The organism is Trinickia sp. (assembly GCF_051953405.1).
Classification (GTDB): Bacteria; Pseudomonadota; Gammaproteobacteria; order Burkholderiales; family Burkholderiaceae; genus Trinickia.
On the sequence record NZ_JBQCIV010000091.1, the window covers coordinates 26287 to 42085 of the forward strand.

Here is a 15799-nt window from a genome sequence, read left to right on the forward strand (position 1 = left end):
TTCCTCGATGCATCCTTCCGAACGACGAGACACTCACGCGAGGACGGCCAGCTCGATGCTGCAGGGCGGGAGCGGACGCGGGAAGATGTGCCGGGTCGTCTTCGGCGGGTACAGCCTGCGAGCGAGCGAACGCGCCACGATCTGCGCGGCATCGACCTGAAATGCCGGGCGCCGCGTCTGGACGTCGACCTGGCCATAGTCGAGCAAGACACACGGGACGCGCGGCAACGACAACCGCCTCGCGGCCGCCAGCCGATGATGCCCATCCATCACTGCAAAGCTCTTACGCTCGAGTGCGATCGGCGCGGTCCACCGACCGGCGCGCTCGATGCTGCCCAGCACTTCGAGCAAGCGCGCCTCGTCATGCTCTTCGTTCGGCAAGATCCGCTCCGTGGCGATCAGTTCGACGGTCCAGAGGTCGTGTTGGGTACGCATGTCGTAGTCCTTCGAGTGCGATGAAAAGTCAAGCCGCCCGCGCCAGATAGGACATGGCGATTTGGCGTAGGTCCGGCGCGGTAAATCGGTCGGGATGCAAGTAGGCGGCGGCCTCGGCCAGCACCGCATGACGCGCGATCGGACCGAACGATTCGATCCAGTGATCGCCGACCCGCACGATCCGCACGCGTCGCTCGGCGAGCAGGTATTGCCATACCGCGTTGGTTTCGAATGCACTCGCGCCGCCGTCGTCGTAGACGAAGACGATCTCCGGTCGCGCGACCAGCAGCGTCTCGAGACTCATTTGAAACGCAGTGTTGTCCCGTCGCGCCGGGAGGGGATTGCGTCCCGCGACGTTCACGCCACCCAGCGCGTTCAGCAACGAACAGGTCATGTTTTCGTCGTAGAAGGCCCACGGGGCGGCGCCCATGCCCCAGACGAACAGGTAGCGCGGCGCGCGCCCACGCTGCTGCGAGCGTGCGCCAAACGAAGCCTGTAGATCGGCGAAGCGCCGATTCAGTGCCGTTGCCGCGGCCCCACAGCCCAATACCGCCCCTACTCGCTCGACGGCCCGGTCGCTATCGTCCCGGATCTCGAGGTCGAGCGCGAGATACGGCGCGATCTGCTGCAGTCGTGCCGCGTTCGCTTCGGTATAGCGCCTCATCGCCACGATCAAATCGGGATGCGCGCTCGCCAGCAGTTCGAGGCTTGGGCTTGCGCGCTGGCCTAAATCGAGCACGCGATCCATCCGGTCCAGCAGAAAAGCGGGCCGCCGGCCGCGCACGAGAAACGTCGACGCCACCGGCTGCACCCCGAGCGCAAGCGCAGTATCGGCGCCGAAATACGAGACCGTCGCTAGCCGGCTCGGCGCGACGTCGAAGCGCAACGTCGCGCCGCGATCGTCGGTCACGCTAGGGCCCGAGGGTGCAAGTTCCGCGTGTGTTGCCGCACGAACCTGCCATGACATAAGGCTCGCAAGCGATAGCGGCAACGCGCAAGCGAGCGCGCGGCGCCTACGATCGATCATGGGACGTCCTCGCGAAAAGCGGCACGATGTTGCGGCCGCACGGCCGCCCTTCAGCCGCCGCACTGGCCACCGTAGCCGTCGTAGCCGCCGTAGCCGTGGCGAGCGGGTGACACACCGGCACGCCGTCACTCGCACCGTCTAGGCGCTCGCTGTGCACATGGAACACGTCCGCCACGAAACGCGGCGTCAACACTTCCACTGGCGCACCGTCAGCGACCAGCCGCCCGTCTCTCATCACGACCGCTCGATCGGCAAAGCGCATCGCTTGATTCATGTCGTGCAACGACATCACGAGCGTCAAGCCGAACTCGCGGTTCAACCGCCGCAGCGTCTGCATGACTTCGAGCTGATGACCGAGGTCGAGATACGTCGTCGGTTCGTCCAGCAGCACGATGTCCGCCCGCTGCGCGAGCGCCATCGCGATCCACACTCGCTGCCGCTCGCCGCCCGACAGCGCGAGCAGCGAACGCTCGCGCATCGCGCTAAGACCGGTCGCAGCCAGCGCCCAATCCACCGCGTCGCGATCGTCGTCGGTCTCGCCGCTCAGCCACTTGCGATGCGCGAATCGGCCATGGCGAATAAGTTCGCGCACCGTCAGGCCAGCCGGCATCTCCTGCGTCTGCGCTAGAAAGGCGACCCGGCGCGCAAGCTTGCGGCGCGGCCAGTGCCGTAGCGGCACGCCATCGAGCAGCACGCCGCCCTCGCGCGGGGCAAGCAGACCGGCCAGCGCGCGCAGCAGCGTGCTCTTGCCCGAACCGTTCGGGCCGAGCAGCACCGTCGTCCGGCCGGGCTCGATCGACAGCGATAGCCGATCGACGATACGGCGCGGGCCGTACCCGAGCGAGAGATCATGGGCAATGAGTGTCATCGGGGAGATCGGGAAAGCAGATAAAGAAAGAGCGGCGCGCCGATAAACGCGGTGACCGCGCCGACTGGAATCTCGGCCGGAGCGATCAGGACACGCCCCGCCAAATCGGCGAGCACCGCGATCAATGCGCCGCAAAGCAGCGCGCACGGCGCTTGCCGCGCAAGCGGCCCGCCCACGGCGAGCCGCGCCAGATGCGGCGCGACCAAGCCGACGAACGCGATCGGGCCGGCGATCGCGACGGCGCAAGCGGCCGCCGCTGCCGCATACGCGATCGCGGCGAGGCGCCAACGTTCGACTGCGAGCCCGACGCTCGCGGCGGCGTCGTCGCCGAGCGCCAGCACCTGCGACACGCGCAAGATCGGCGGCAGCAACGCGATGGTTGCGGCGGTCCATGGCGCGAGCAGTACGACGTCCCGCCAACCGCGCGCATACAGATTGCCGCTCATCCATGTGAGCAGCACCTCGATCCGGCTCGAACCCCAGCCCGCGAGAATCGTCATCGCGACGGCATAGAGTGCAGCGCTGAGCGCCACGCCCATCAACATCAAGCGCAGCGGCGTGGTGCCGTTGCGCCATGCCAGCACGTACACGCCGAGCGCCGCGCCCACGCCGCCGATGGACGCGACGAGCGGCATCCAAGTCGGGTCGTACGCATCGAGCCGACTGCTATCGGTCGACCCGGCAAAACTCGCGATCAGCAACAGAACCATCACGCCGAGCGTCGCGCCCGACGATACGCCGACCACACCGGGTTCTGCCAGCGGATTGCGCAAGACCGCCTGCAGAACGAGCCCGCTCGCGGCCAACTGCGCGCCGATCATCAGCGCGAGCAACACGCGCGGCATGCGCAGTTCCCACAACACGAACGCGGCATCGTGCGCACTCCCGCGCGAAGTCAGCGCTTGCAGCATCGTGGCCGACGAGAACGGGGCCGCGCCGAAGCGTGCCGCTAGCAGTACCGCCAGGGCCAGCGCAAGTGCCCCGCCCGCAACGCGCAAGGCCCAATGTGCCATCGCGCGCGACGGGCGCTCGAGCTCGCGCGTCATGACGAGGCCCCTTCATCGCGACGAATCAGCGCGATCAGCAAAGGTGTCGCGACCAGCGCAGTCAGGAAGCCCACCGGCAATTCGCGCGGCGCGGCGACCGTGCGCGCGACGAGATCGGCCACCGCCACCAGCAGCGCACCGAGCAGCGCCGTGACGGGCAGCGTTCGCCGATATTCCCCGCCGAGCAATAGGCGCGCGAAGTGAGGCACGCACAACCCGACGAAGCCGATGGGTCCGGCGATCGCGACCGCCGATGCCGATAGCGCGACCGCCAAACCGCCGAAGACGAGGCGCCAGCGCATCAAGTCCAGACCGACGCTTTGAGCGGCTTCGTCGCCGAGCGCAAGCGTATCGAGCACGCGCGCCCCCGCGAGTGCGGCGCTCAAGCCAACCGCGACCCATGGCGCCAGTATGACAACCTGCCGCCAACCGACAGCCGCGAGGCTACCGGCGAGCCAATAGAACAATGGGCCGGCTCGCGGACCCGCCGCAATCATCAACGAGACGATACCCGCGCTAGCGAGCGCGGCGATGGTCGTGCCCGCCAGCAATAGGCGCACCGGCGAGAGCCGTGCTCGCCAAGCGAGCGCGAACGCGAGGACGGCTGCCGCGCCGCCGCCCGCGAGCGCCACGAACGGCAGCATACCGGCCGGCATGGCCGGCACCAGCACGGTCGTCGCCACGACGGCGAGCGCCGCGCCGCCCACGACGCCCGTCAGCGTCGGATCCGCAAGCGGATTGCGCGTGATGGCTTGCATCAGCGCCCCGGCGACGGCCAGGCCGGCGCCCACCAATACCGCAGCGGCGAACCGGGGCAGCCGCAGCTCGCGGACGATGAGCGCCGCGGGCGTCTCCCCGCCATCGCCGATCCCGCCGCCATGGATTAGCGCATCGAACACGCCGGCCGGCGTGAGCCGGAGATCGCCCGCGCATAGACTTGCCAGTGCAACCGCGATCAAGGCTGCGATGAACGTCAACGCGACCGCAACCGTGCCGACGCGCGTCCGGCTCCGATTCGTCGAGCGAGACCGCGGCGAAGACAGTGGATCGGAGGCGGTCGAACGCGCGGCCATGCCAAGCCCCCCGCCCTCCCGCAGTTCGTTGTCCGTCATCGTTGCCCCGCACTCGTCTGGTGTGTCAGCGCGCTCAGGCGGCACTCGAACTGCCGCAGCAGCATGACGGCCGTCGCCGCTAGCCCGAGCGCAAGCCCGATCCAAATGCCATAGATGCCGTAGCCGAGCCGCACGCCCACGGACCAGGCCACCGGCAGGCCGATCAACCAGTAGCCGACGATCGAAATTCGGAACGAACTCTTCACGTCCCCCAAGCCCCGCAAAATCCCGACGCCGATGTTCTGACTGCAGTCGAATAGCTGTAACAGTGCGGCGATCGTGAGCAGCCCGGTCGCAAGCCGAAGCACATCGCCATTCGATGCCGCGCCGCGATCGAGGAACAGCGACAGCACGCGTGCGGGTGCAATGAGATACGGCAACGCGACGATCAGCATCGCGCCGACGCCGAGCGCGAGCCCCGTATAGCCGAGCCGCCTTGCGCCGCGATAGTCGTTCTGCGAGCAAGCATGGCTGACGCTGATCGAAGCGGCATGCGACAAACCGACCGAAATCATGAACACGATGTAGATGACCTGATTGACGATTGTCTGCGCGGCGAGCGCGTTCGTCCCCAGCGTGCCGATCACGAGTGTGAGGACAGTGAAGAACGCGGCCTCGGAACCGTACGTCGCCGCGATCGGCAGCCCCATCTGCCAGGTTCGCGCGAGCGCCTGCGCATCCGCGCGCCAGGCCGCAAGCGACAAGTGTTCGGCCAGTTCGACCCGACGCCTCACGACGACGAGCATGGCGACGAACGAGAGCAGATAGACGCCGCTCGTCGCGTACGCGATTCCCGTTAGGCCGAGTGCTGGAAAGCCGAAGCGCCCGACCATCAATGCATAGTCGAGTACGACGTTCGCCACGACCGATGCGACCGTGATCGCAAGCAGCGGCCCCGGCTTGCGCATGCCCACCGTGTATTGCCGAAGCGATTGGAACCACAAGCACGGCAACATGCCCGGTGCGGCCGCCGCGAGATATAACGCGGTTTGCCGCGCGACGGCCGGCTCTTGACCCAACCAGATCAAGGGCTTTTCGACGCACAATAGCAACAGCGCGAACGCCAGCGCAGCCAACGTCGACAGCGCGAAACTCGCACGAACGAGACGCATGATCTGCGATCGGTCGTGCTGCCCGTTTGCGAATGCGACGAGGTTGCCCGTGCCCGTCACGAGCCCCGCCCCCATGGTTCGCAACTGATTGAAAATCGTCAACGCGAGGCCGCCCGCCGCGATTTCGCGCGGCCCGAGCATGCCCATCATCACGATGTCGGTGGTCGTCAGGGCAACCTGAGCGAGCTGCGTCAGGATGAGCGGCGCAGCGAGCGCGCCGATGCGGCGCGCGTCGAACCAGAACAGTCGACGAAACTTCATGCGGCGCCGCCGAAAATGAGATCGAGTTCGCGGGCGATGGAAGCGTCGAGTAGATCTCGCGCGCGCATCCAATCGTCGTCGAACACGGTGTCGAGGTACTTTTCTCCACCATCGCAAACGAGCACGACGAGCGTCGTGTCGGGCGGCAAGCGATCGACCATTTTCAGCGCGTGCCAGATCACGCCGCCTGCCGACCCGCCGACGAGGAGCGACTTCTTGCGCGCGAGGTAACGTGCGGTATTGAATGCCGCCGTGTCCGTGACTTTGACGCCCTCGTCGAGCAGCGCGTAATCGACGAGCGCACCGATTTCCGCACCGGGCGGCGTACCGGTGCCGGACTGATAGTACGCACCGCCTTCGCCCCCGAACACAATCGAGCCGACCGGTTCGACCCCGATCACGCGCGGCGCCGGCCCGCTCGCGCACAACTCGCGCGCCGTTCCGAACAGCGAGCCTCCCGTGCCGACGGAGCCGACTAGATAGTCGATCCGATCGCCCAGGACGTCGCGCAGTTCGCGCGCGAGGCTCCGATAGCCGTTGCCGTTCGCGGGATTGTTGTGTTGCTCGGTCCAGATGCCGTCAGGGTCGGCCGCCGCCATTTTCTCGGCCAGCGCCTCGCGATCGGCCGTTGCAAGGGCATCGCCCTCGCTCACGTAGACGAGTTCGGCGCCGAATGCCTGCATGGCGCGCAGCTTGTCCTTCGACGCGTGACGATCGACCACCGCGGTAAACCGGTAGCCGCGTTCGGCAGCCAGCAACGCGAGACCCATGCCGGTATTGCCGGAGGTCGACTCGATCACGCGCCCTGCGGGCCGAAGGCGGCCGTCTTGTTCGGCTTCGTCGAGCATTTGTCGCGCCATCCTGATCTTCGCGCTGCCCGTCGGGTTCGTCGACTCGAGCTTGAGCAGGATGCGCGCGCCGTTTGCTTGGCGGATCAGTTCGAACAACGGCGTGCGGCCGATGAGATCCGAGACCTTCGAGACGATCGCAGGAACGGCGATCGTGGGTTGCTCACTCATGAAACGCATATTCATCGTCAAGCTCCTGAGAAGGTGGAAGGGCGATCGACGCGCCAACAGGGGCGCGATCCGTCGAGGGTCACGACGAGCTTCGGCGGCAGCGGCAATTCATGAAACGGCGATTCGTTCGAATCCATTTGATAGCCCGCGGTATTGGGGTACAGCAGCAGGTCGCCAGGCTCGGGACGTTGCGCGAACGCGACCTTGCGCCAAGTGATCATGTCCGAATCGAGGCAGCTCGCGCCGCCGACACACGTGCGGTACGGCACCCGCTCTCGCGCTGGCGCGTGCGGCGCGCGCATTGCCGCCACTAACTCGGGATCGGGCAGAAATTCGCTCGCGAACCATTGCTCCGAGAGACTGAAGCTCGTACCGTTGACGGTCGTGATGCCATAGTCCCCCCGGTCCTTCACGCCCTGAACGGCGAACAGGGTGAATCCCGCTTGATCCAGCAGCGCGCGTCCCGGCTCCAGCATCAGTTGCAGCCCGTGCTCGGACAGCAGCGCCGCAAGCGGCTTCGATTCGCCCTCGGGCACGGCTGTGAGGATCGCGGCCAGCATCCGCGCTCCATCGCACGCCGAGTGGTACGGGTAGAACCCATCGAAGGTCTTGTTCGCGTGGTAATCCGCCGGACTGTGTGTCGCCTGAAACCGAGCCCAGTCGTGGGCGCTCGCATACGACATCGCGAACCCGCCGCCGATGTCGACGACGCTCGGCGCCAACGCGTGCGAGCGCGCGTTGACGCAAGCGCGCGCGGCAAGTGCGGCCTGGTCGGCGCGAGCGCGTGCGCTGTAGCCCGACAAATGGAACGAGAAACCTTCGAGCGTCATCGCCGAGCGATGCTCGGCGCATAGCAACATTGCCGCGTCCAACGATGCAGGATCCAGACCGAATCGGCTCGTGCTAACCGAAGCCGGCTCCATCCGCAACAGCACGCGCGCGATGCGTCCGCAGTGCCGCGCAATCACGGCGAGGCGGGCGAGTTCGTCGAGACTGTCGATCGCGATCAGTGCCTCGTGCCGTACCGCGAGGCGCAGCAAGTCGTTCGCTTTCGCGGGACCCGAAACGGCGACATCGGCGCCGCGAACGCCTGCCGCCAACGCATCGGAGAACTCGCCCTCGCTCGCGACGTCGACGCCGATGCCCAATTCGGCTGCCTCGCGCACAAAGCAGCGGGCCTTGTTCGCCTTTTTCGCGAAATACACGCGACCTGCGACGCGATGCTCGGCGAGCGTGCGTTCGAACGCCTTGACGTTACGCACGAATCGGTCGGGAAACAGCAGGTGGATCGGCGCATCGAACGCGCCGGCGAGTTCGTGGAGCATCGCCGGATACCGATCGACGAAATCGCGCAACGCCGGATCCCACAAAGCAGCAAGCCGAGGGGCACCCTTCACCATAGCTCCACCTCCTCGCCGAGCCCTTTCGCACACGCGGCCTCGGCCAGCACACGACCGAGCGCGATGTCGGTGACCACCATGCCGCTGTTGAACGCAAATACGACCTCATCTTCCGAACGGCGCGCACCCTTGCGCCCAAGCAGAATGTCCGGCAGCTCGGCATCGACCGGGGGCAGTTGTCCCTGCTCGTCGACGAGGTCGAGCCCGGTCACCTGCATCTGCGCTTGGCTGGTTGCGATCCGGTAATCCGCGCGATGCAACGCATCGGCGTGGATGCCGTATCCCACCAAGATCGCGAGCGCGCCGCGCTTGAGCCAGGCGTGGCGCACCGCTTCGGGCGCGCCGGCACCGGCCACGCCGAGCACGATGTCGGCGTCTCTCGCGGACGCTTCGAGATCGCTCGATACCTCGATGTCGCGCTGCGGATGAAAGCGCGTAAGCGTGCGGCGCACCGCTTCGATCCCTTCCCCGAAATGCCCATGCACGATCAATCGCTCCACGTTCGGGAGCGCGCAGAGCAGGAGCGGCAGTGCCGTTCGGCCTTGCGTGCCGGTGCCGACGACGAGCACCGAGCGCGCGCGCGGCGCACAGGCGCGGGCGATCAACGCCGACACGGCCGGCGTGCGCAGCGATCCGACGAGGCTCCCATCCATTAAGGCCACCGGCAGCCCGGTTTCGTCATCGAACAAGAGCAGTGTCGTGTAGTACTTCTGCCGCTCGCGGCTGTGTGCGGGATCGTGCTTGTAGGACGTCTTGAAGCCGACCGTCCGGCGGCCGCCGTCGCGGCCCAGCATCGAATAGGCGACGGAGTGCCGGCTCGGCGGCTCCGACTTGAGCTTGCGCGGATTGTCGGACTCGCCGTTGCCGAGACCGAGATACGCGCGCTCGACCGCCTGAAGCACCATCGCCGGGTCGTAGTCGAGTTGGTCGATCGCACGTTTGGAGATCACGCGCAAGCGCGAGGGCTGCACCGCGAGCGGCGGGCCGCTCGGCGCATCGGTAACGATCGCTGTGTCGATATCGACGTTATTCGTATTCATTGGCGTCCTCACAAAATTTCGCGCGCCGCAGGCGCCTGCCGGAACGGCAGCGTTTCGCGCAGGTCGACGTGCACATTCACACGCCGCAGCCAGCGTTGGCGCGGCCCGTAATTCGGCTGATAGACCGTGCGCCCATGCACCGCGCGCTTGTTGTCGATCCAAACCATGTCGCCCGGCCGCATCACGACACTTGTTTGGTGCGCATAGCAGGCATCGATGAGCCAGCGCAACGCGCGCTGTGCTGCTCTATCGCCGGGCAGCGGCGCCATGAAAGCCTCGTCCACGCGCAGCCACGGATGTGCGCGCGATCCGGACAACGCCGGCACCGGCTCGGGGTTTTCATGCATCCTTCGGATGCGCTCGAACACGTGATCGTCGAGCCGCCATTGCTCGCTGACGTTCTGCTCGGGCAGATGCGACTTGTCGGGAACGATCGTGAAGCGGGGGGCGCTTAATACACGCCACATATCGTCCGAAATCTCGATCTCGTCGATCCCGCAAAAGATCGTCTGCGCGCGTTCGTCGTTTCGGTAGCACAGCAGCGATAGAAAATCGGCACGATGCTCGTGAAACGCCTCCTCGTTGTGCCACACGAGCGTGACGCTGCTGCTGCCGCCGAGCTGCTGCGCGCGGTCCTTTTCGATCGGTACGATGTGGCGCAGAAAGCGGCCGTTCTCCTGCGTGCGCCAGCCGAACATCTCGCCCAGTAGCGATGTCATCGCGCATTGCATCGCCTCTTCCAGCAACGACGCCGGATTGCGCCAAGGCGCGTCCCAGTGCGCGGGCGACGGCCCGATGCGAGCGTCGTCGACAGGCATGCCGCGCAGCAGCAGCACGCTGCACGGCAGTTCGAGCTGGCGATAGCGATGCGCCAGCGCGCGCAGCGAACGCGGCAGCTCCTGGGAAGCCAGCGCGCAGTCGTGCGCAAACCGCGCGCTTTCGACGCTGTCGTGGTACGAAACCAATTCCTGCGCCACTTCCGCGATACCGGTCACTTCGTCGTCGCTCAGTTCGTAGATCGCGAGCGACTTCGACACCCGTTGCAAGCCGGATGGATCGATCCCTTCAGAAAGATTCATGCGTTTCCCTCGGATGAAAACGGGCGATGCCACACCGGCGGTGCGGTGCATGCCCTGCACTAAGCTGTTTTCGTGGGGATCGGGCCGGCATGTTCTGGGTCATGTCCGGCACCGCTATGCCTCGATGGCTCCGGCTACGCGCTACATATCGATCTGCGCGGAAAGAAAGAACGTGCGCGGCTGCCCGGGCCATACGGCGTTGTAGTTCGCCGCGGCCCAATAACGCTTGTCCGTCAGGTTTTGTACGCCGGCGCGAAAGATTGTCGTGTGACCGCCGATGCGAGTCCGATAACGCGCACCCGCATCGATACGAACGTAGCCCGGCAGCGAGACGGAGTTCGATGCATTGAGCGGCCGGGCGCCGACGTAGTAGAGGCCGGCGTCGACGTTGAGCCCTCGCACGGCCGCGATGCGGTAGTCGAGAAACGCATTGGCCTGGAACGTCGGCACGTTCGCGGCGCGTTTGCCGTTCGTCGCCGCATCGCCCGTATCCTGCTGCTCCGTATGCAGATACGCCGCGCCGGCGACAATCGACAGATCGCGCGTCACGCGCCCGTTCGCGGTCAGCTCGATACCCGTGTGCCGCTGCGTGCCCGCTTGCACGTAGACATTGGCGGTGTTCACGTACTGCAGCGTCTTCTCGATGCGGAACACGGCGGCATCGACAGTCAGACTGCTGCCGATATCGGCCTTGACGCCCGCTTCGTATTGCTTGCTCTTCACCGGCGCCAAGCTCTGCCCGGCATTGAGCGTGTTGAAGGGCGCGACACCGCCTTGTTCGAAGCCCTCGGCATAGCTCGCGTAAGTGGACAACGAGGGCAACGGCTTGAAGATTGCGCCGATCGACGGTACGTTCACGCTCGCCCGATAATGCGTGTCGCTCCCCGACGGCGCATACGAATCGTCGCGATAGCTCACGTGGCGCACGCCGAGCATGACGCTCCAGTGCGAGCCGATGTCGATCACGTCGCTGACGAACACGCTAGGCTGGAAATTACGCTCGACTGTCTTCGCCGGAAATGTCGTGGCTTGCGCGGGCGAGTAGACCGGTGCGAACAGATTGCCCACGGTGATCGGCATCACGCCGAAGCCGCCTTGACGCGCCTCGTAGTTGCGCGTGGACACCCCCGTCACGAGTTGATGCGAAAGGGCTCCCGTGGCGAACTTGCCGCTCACGAACGTGTTCGTGGACAGCACGCGAAAGCTCTGATCGGGCGACAGGAAAATGTCGCCGCTCAAAATGTCGCCGTTGGCCGCGACCGAGTAGAGATCGGGAAACGCCGCGTCGCGGTTGTTGTACGACTGCGCGACCTGCGTCGTGAAGGTCCAGGTGTCGGTCAGCTTGAAGTCGAACTGGCCGCCGACGTTGAACGTGTTGGTGCGGTATTGCAGCCACGGCTGCCCGAGCAGCGTGCGCGGATCGAACTGCGGCGGCAGCGAGCCGTTTGGCTGCGTGCCGATCACCGGCTGCGCCGCGAGCCGCTTGTTTTGATAATCGAAATTCAAGCGCAGCAGCGCGCGCGGCGTGATCGACCAATCGAGTGCGCCGCTCGCGAACGACCGGCGCAGATCGCCGGCATGCCCGAAATTGCCCACTTTTTCGCCGGCCAAATCGAAGCGATAACCGAGCCGGCCGTCGCCGAGGGGGCCGCCCGTGTCGAGCGCCCCATAATAACCGTCGTAGCTGCGCACTTCGCTGGTCACGGTGGCGAAGCGCTCTCGCGTGGGGCGCTTGAGCACGTAGTCGACCGTACCGCCCGGCGAGTTCACGCCATACAGGAATCCCGATGGTCCCTTCAAGACGTCGACTCGCTCGATGTTTTCAAGCGGAAGATCGTAGTATGGCGCAACCGGCATCCCATCGCGACGCATGGTATTCGTCCAGTCGACCGGAAAGCCGCGGATGGCGATATTGTCCATCGCCCCGCCGACTGCGCTGTTTTGGACCGACGGGTCGTTCTTGAGGACGTCCATCAGCGTGCGCGCATGCTGGGCCTCGATGAGTTCGCTCGAGTACGACGACACGGACATCGGCAAATCCTTCGGATCCTTCGCCCCAAGGGCGCCGACATTGACGTCGGGGACCGCATACAGAGACGGACGCGCGGCCCGGACGGAAATCGTATCGAGCACCGAGACGCTAGACACCGCACCGTCGCCAGCGGCCGCGACAGCCGCCTTGGCCTTCGCGGACGATGGAGCGCCGCCTACCGCCTCCTGCGCGTGTGCGCCGCACGTCGCGAATGCGAGCGCGCACGCTAGCATCCACTCGTCCTGGCGACGCGCGCCGCCGCCCGCGCGTGTGCACCGCTTGCACCGTTTGCGCCCTTTCCCCTTCCGATCCGCACTCGCCATCGACCGCATCGTCCTGTTTCCGTTCTATCTCGTCGCGAAAATCTCGATGCCGCCCCGCATGCATGACACAGCGCATGCCGCCGGCATCGATTCCCTCCAACGTTCATCGTTCGAGTGCCGGAACTCTATCGTAAACGCGAATCATTCTCAATATCATTACGAAATTTAGGACGTTTGGCTGGCGGGAACCCGGGCGGCGCTTGGATTCGCGCGAAGCCCGCGCGACGAATCGGTATCGAACCGGGGTCCGCGCCCGACTTTCGGTGCCGCGCACGCTTGCAATCCCATATTGGAAGAGTCGCGCGTGCAAGCGCGCGCGCCGCGCCCACGAAGCGCCGCCCGATGCACTACGCTCTTCACAATAGTTTTGATCGTGGGAGCATGCCGGCCCATAAGATTCACACCACCGCGGCGCGGGCGAAGCGCATCGTCCGCCTGTTTCCTCTTCGCCATTCGATTCGGAGTCCTAACTATGAAGGCATTGCGAACCTACATCGCCGAAGCATTCGGTACGTTTTGGCTCGTTTTCTGCGGCTGCGGCAGCGTGTTGATCGCGGCGAATTTCCATCCCGGCGCCGATGCGGGCGGCATCGGTCTTGTCGGCGTGTCGCTCGCCTTCGGACTTTCGGTGATGACGATGATCTACTTCATCGGGCCCGTCTCCGGCGGCCACATGAATCCGGCCGTGACGATCGGGCTCACGGTGGCGGGACGCTTCGAATCGAAACACGTCGTTCCGTACATCGTCGCTCAGTTGATCGGGGCGGCCGGCGCGGCATTCCTGCTCAAGCTGATCATGCTCGGCAATCCCGCATTCGACGCGTCCGCGAGCGCCTTCGCGGCAAACGGCTTCGGCGATCGGTCTCCCGGCCATTATTCGATGCTTGCCGCCTTCGTTTGCGAAGCCGTCATGACGGGCTTCTTCGTGCTCGTCATCCTTGGCGCGACCGATAAGCGCGCGCCGGCCGGCTTCGCCGGGATCGTCATCGGGCTGTGCCTCGCGCTGATCCATCTCGTGGCGATTCCCGTCACGGGCGTATCGGTCAATCCCGCCCGTTCGTTCGGCCCCGCGCTCGTTGCCGGTCCCGCCGCGCTCGATCAGCTTTGGCTCTTTTGGGCGGCCCCCCTCGTGGGCGCGATCGCCGCCGCTGTCCTCTACCCGCTCGTGGTGTCCGACGACGATGCCGCTTCCGCGGCTCGATCGGTCGCAAGCGCAAGCGAACAGCCGAGCATCGCGGCAAGCGGAGATTGACAACCGATCCCCGATACGCCATCCTAAGCCGCATGAACTGCCGCTCGCTGCCCATCGCTGTCATTATTCCCGCCATTCCAAGAATGGTGGGTTAGCGCGCGCAAGCATCGAGCAGACACGAAACCCGCCCACTAGGCGGGTTTTTTATTTCCGCCTCCTGGGCTCCCTTGAACGCACCGCCTGACAAGGAATCGCCCAATGCAGACTTCATTCGCCCCAAGCCCCGCCGACGCCGACGCCGACGCCCATCGGGACACGCTCGCCGACTATCTTCAAAAAGTGCTGACCGCGCGTGTGTACGACGTCGCGCGGCAAACGGACTTGCAGCATGCGCCGCAACTGTCGGCACGGCTCGGCAACACCGTGTTCCTCAAGCGAGAAGACCAGCAAAGCGTCTTCTCGTTCAAACTGCGCGGCGCTTACAACAAGATGGCCCATCTTTCGCGCGAAGCGCTCGAGCGGGGCGTCGTCACCGCGTCGGCCGGCAATCATGCGCAAGGCGTGGCCCTCTCGGCGGCCAAGCTCGGCGTGCGCGCCGTCATCGTCGTGCCCGAAACGGCCCCTCGCGTGAAAGTCGATGCGGTGCGCGCGCACGGCGGCCCGACCGTCGAAGTGGTGCTCGCGGGCGAGTCGTACAGCGAAGCCTATGCGCACGCTCGGCAGTTGCAACATCGGCACGATCTCACCTTCATCCCCGCTTTCGACGATCCTTACGTCATCGCCGGCCAAGGCACCGTCGCGATGGAGATCGCGCGCCAGCATCAAGGGCCGATTCACGCGCTCTTCGTGCCGATCGGCGGCGGCAGTTTGGCAGCCGGTATCGCCGCGTATATGAAGGCGGTGCGGCCCGACGTGCGGATCGTCGGCGTGCAAACGGAAGATTCTTGCGCCATGGCGCAATCGCTCGCCGCGGGCCGCCGCATCGAACTGGACGAAGTCGGGCTGTTCTCCGATGGCACGGCCGTCAAACTCGTCGGCGAGGAAACATTCCGGCTTTGCAGCGCCTATGTCGACGAGGTGATCACCGTCGATACCGATGCGCTATGCGCGGCCATCAAAGATGTTTTCCAAGACACGCGCAGCCTTCTCGAGCCCGCCGGCGCCATGGCCGTCGCGGGGGCAAAGCGCTACGCGGAGCGCACCGGGATTGCCGGCGAGACCTTGGTTGCCGTCACCTCGGGCGCCAACATGAACTTCGACCGCATGCGCTTCGTCGCGGAGCGGGCCGATGTCGGCGAAGCGCGCGAGGCACTGTTCGCCGTCGCGTTGCCCGAGCGCCATGGCAGCTTCAAACGCTTTTGCGAACTCGTCGGAGAGCGGCACGTGACCGAGTTCAACTATCGGATCGCCGATGCAGACCGTGCGCATCTGTTCGTCGGCGTGCAGATTGCCGATCGCGGCGAGTCGGCGCGGTTGGCGCACGCCTTCGAAACCGGCGGCTTCCCGACGGTCGATCTGACGGGCGACGAACTGGCCAAGCAGCACGTGCGCTACATGGTGGGTGGGCGTACCCCGCTCGCGACCCACGAGCGGCTCTTTCGCTTCGAGTTTCCCGAGCGGCCAGGCGCGCTGATGAAGTTCCTTTCGTCGATGGCGCCGCATTGGAACATCAGCCTCTTTCACTATCGCAATCAAGGCGCCGATTACAGCTCGATTCTCGTCGGCATGCAGGCGCCGCCCGAGGAACACGACGCGTTCGCGCGCTTCCTCTCCTCGCTCGGTTATGCGCATCGCGAGGAAACCGAAAACCGCGCCTATCGGATGTTTTTGTCCTAGCGAGGGAACGTGCGGCC

Annotated in this window: 13 protein-coding genes; 2 read left to right on the top strand and 11 right to left on the bottom strand. The window is 65.6% G+C overall.

Annotated features, from left to right (window positions below; genetic code table 11):
• Positions 1–33: 33 nt before the first annotated feature.
• The 11 genes from ACTHN9_RS16310 to ACTHN9_RS16360 form a co-directional block, all read right to left on the bottom strand.
• The gene (locus ACTHN9_RS16310) at positions 34–435 is read right to left on the bottom strand and encodes a ParB N-terminal domain-containing protein (RefSeq protein ID WP_440537813.1); all 402 of its coding nucleotides are present in this window, start codon (positions 433–435) and stop codon (positions 34–36) included.
• A 28-nt stretch (positions 436–463) separates the two neighbouring features.
• The gene (locus tag ACTHN9_RS16315; protein ID WP_440537814.1) at positions 464–1462 is read right to left on the bottom strand and encodes an ABC transporter substrate-binding protein; all 999 of its coding nucleotides are present in this window, start codon (positions 1460–1462) and stop codon (positions 464–466) included.
• Positions 1449–2330: an ABC transporter ATP-binding protein gene (locus ACTHN9_RS16320; protein WP_440537815.1), complete on the bottom strand. Its 882-nt coding sequence runs from the start codon at positions 2328–2330 to the stop codon at positions 1449–1451. The genes ACTHN9_RS16315 and ACTHN9_RS16320 overlap by 14 nt, the downstream gene beginning before the upstream one ends.
• A complete protein-coding gene (locus ACTHN9_RS16325) occupies positions 2327–3376 on the bottom strand; it encodes a FecCD family ABC transporter permease (RefSeq protein ID WP_440537816.1) in 1050 nt (349 codons plus the stop codon). Before ACTHN9_RS16325 ends, ACTHN9_RS16320 begins: the two co-directional genes overlap by 4 nt.
• Entirely contained in the window at positions 3373–4488 is a 1116-nt protein-coding gene (locus ACTHN9_RS16330) for a FecCD family ABC transporter permease (protein ID WP_440537817.1), read from the bottom strand. Before ACTHN9_RS16330 ends, ACTHN9_RS16325 begins: the two co-directional genes overlap by 4 nt.
• On the bottom strand, positions 4485–5861 hold the full coding sequence (locus ACTHN9_RS16335; RefSeq protein ID WP_440537818.1) for an MATE family efflux transporter: 1377 nt from the start codon (positions 5859–5861) through the stop codon (positions 4485–4487). Before ACTHN9_RS16335 ends, ACTHN9_RS16330 begins: the two co-directional genes overlap by 4 nt.
• Entirely contained in the window at positions 5858–6895 is a 1038-nt protein-coding gene (locus ACTHN9_RS16340) for a cysteine synthase family protein (RefSeq protein ID WP_440537819.1), read from the bottom strand. The genes ACTHN9_RS16335 and ACTHN9_RS16340 overlap by 4 nt, the downstream gene beginning before the upstream one ends.
• Positions 6896–6897: 2 nt before the next feature.
• Positions 6898–8280, bottom strand: a complete 1383-nt coding sequence (locus ACTHN9_RS16345) for an alanine racemase (protein WP_440537820.1) — start codon at positions 8278–8280, stop codon at positions 6898–6900.
• Positions 8274–9320 (bottom strand): ornithine cyclodeaminase family protein, encoded by a 1047-nt coding sequence (locus ACTHN9_RS16350; RefSeq protein ID WP_440537821.1) that lies wholly within the window; start codon positions 9318–9320, stop codon positions 8274–8276. The genes ACTHN9_RS16345 and ACTHN9_RS16350 overlap by 7 nt, the downstream gene beginning before the upstream one ends.
• Positions 9321–9328: 8 nt before the next feature.
• On the bottom strand, positions 9329–10399 hold the full coding sequence (locus ACTHN9_RS16355; protein WP_440537822.1) for a TauD/TfdA family dioxygenase: 1071 nt from the start codon (positions 10397–10399) through the stop codon (positions 9329–9331).
• 141 nt (positions 10400–10540) lie between these two features.
• Entirely contained in the window at positions 10541–12664 is a 2124-nt protein-coding gene (locus ACTHN9_RS16360; RefSeq protein ID WP_440537823.1) for a TonB-dependent siderophore receptor, read from the bottom strand.
• Between the two features lie 562 nt (positions 12665–13226).
• Between ACTHN9_RS16360 and aqpZ the strand changes: the two genes are divergently transcribed.
• Both aqpZ and ilvA read left to right on the top strand, forming a co-directional pair.
• Positions 13227–14006 (top strand): aquaporin Z, encoded by a 780-nt coding sequence (aqpZ, locus tag ACTHN9_RS16365; protein ID WP_440537824.1) that lies wholly within the window; start codon positions 13227–13229, stop codon positions 14004–14006.
• A gap of 198 nt (positions 14007–14204) precedes the next feature.
• Positions 14205–15782 carry a threonine ammonia-lyase, biosynthetic gene (gene ilvA, locus ACTHN9_RS16370; RefSeq protein WP_440537825.1) on the top strand — a complete coding sequence of 526 codons (1578 nt, stop codon included), beginning with the start codon at positions 14205–14207 and terminating at the stop codon, positions 15780–15782.
• The last annotated feature ends 17 nt before the right edge of the window (positions 15783–15799 follow it).

Coding starts and splice junctions, on each gene's coding strand:
- ilvA (WP_440537825.1), top strand. CDS start 14,205: ATGCAGACTTCATTCGCCCCAAGCCCCGCCGACGCCGACGCCGACGCC.
- ACTHN9_RS16345 (WP_440537820.1), bottom strand. CDS start 8,280: ATGGTGAAGGGTGCCCCTCGGCTTGCTGCTTTGTGGGATCCGGCGTTG.
- ACTHN9_RS16310 (WP_440537813.1), bottom strand. CDS start 435: ATGCGTACCCAACACGACCTCTGGACCGTCGAACTGATCGCCACGGAG.
- ACTHN9_RS16330 (WP_440537817.1), bottom strand. CDS start 4,488: ATGACGGACAACGAACTGCGGGAGGGCGGGGGGCTTGGCATGGCCGCG.
- aqpZ (WP_440537824.1), top strand. CDS start 13,227: ATGAAGGCATTGCGAACCTACATCGCCGAAGCATTCGGTACGTTTTGG.
- ACTHN9_RS16315 (WP_440537814.1), bottom strand. CDS start 1,462: ATGATCGATCGTAGGCGCCGCGCGCTCGCTTGCGCGTTGCCGCTATCG.
- ACTHN9_RS16320 (WP_440537815.1), bottom strand. CDS start 2,330: ATGACACTCATTGCCCATGATCTCTCGCTCGGGTACGGCCCGCGCCGT.
- ACTHN9_RS16355 (WP_440537822.1), bottom strand. CDS start 10,399: ATGAATCTTTCTGAAGGGATCGATCCATCCGGCTTGCAACGGGTGTCG.
- ACTHN9_RS16360 (WP_440537823.1), bottom strand. CDS start 12,664: ATGCTAGCGTGCGCGCTCGCATTCGCGACGTGCGGCGCACACGCGCAG.
- ACTHN9_RS16340 (WP_440537819.1), bottom strand. CDS start 6,895: ATGAATATGCGTTTCATGAGTGAGCAACCCACGATCGCCGTTCCTGCG.
- ACTHN9_RS16325 (WP_440537816.1), bottom strand. CDS start 3,376: ATGACGCGCGAGCTCGAGCGCCCGTCGCGCGCGATGGCACATTGGGCC.
- ACTHN9_RS16335 (WP_440537818.1), bottom strand. CDS start 5,861: ATGAAGTTTCGTCGACTGTTCTGGTTCGACGCGCGCCGCATCGGCGCG.
- ACTHN9_RS16350 (WP_440537821.1), bottom strand. CDS start 9,320: ATGAATACGAATAACGTCGATATCGACACAGCGATCGTTACCGATGCG.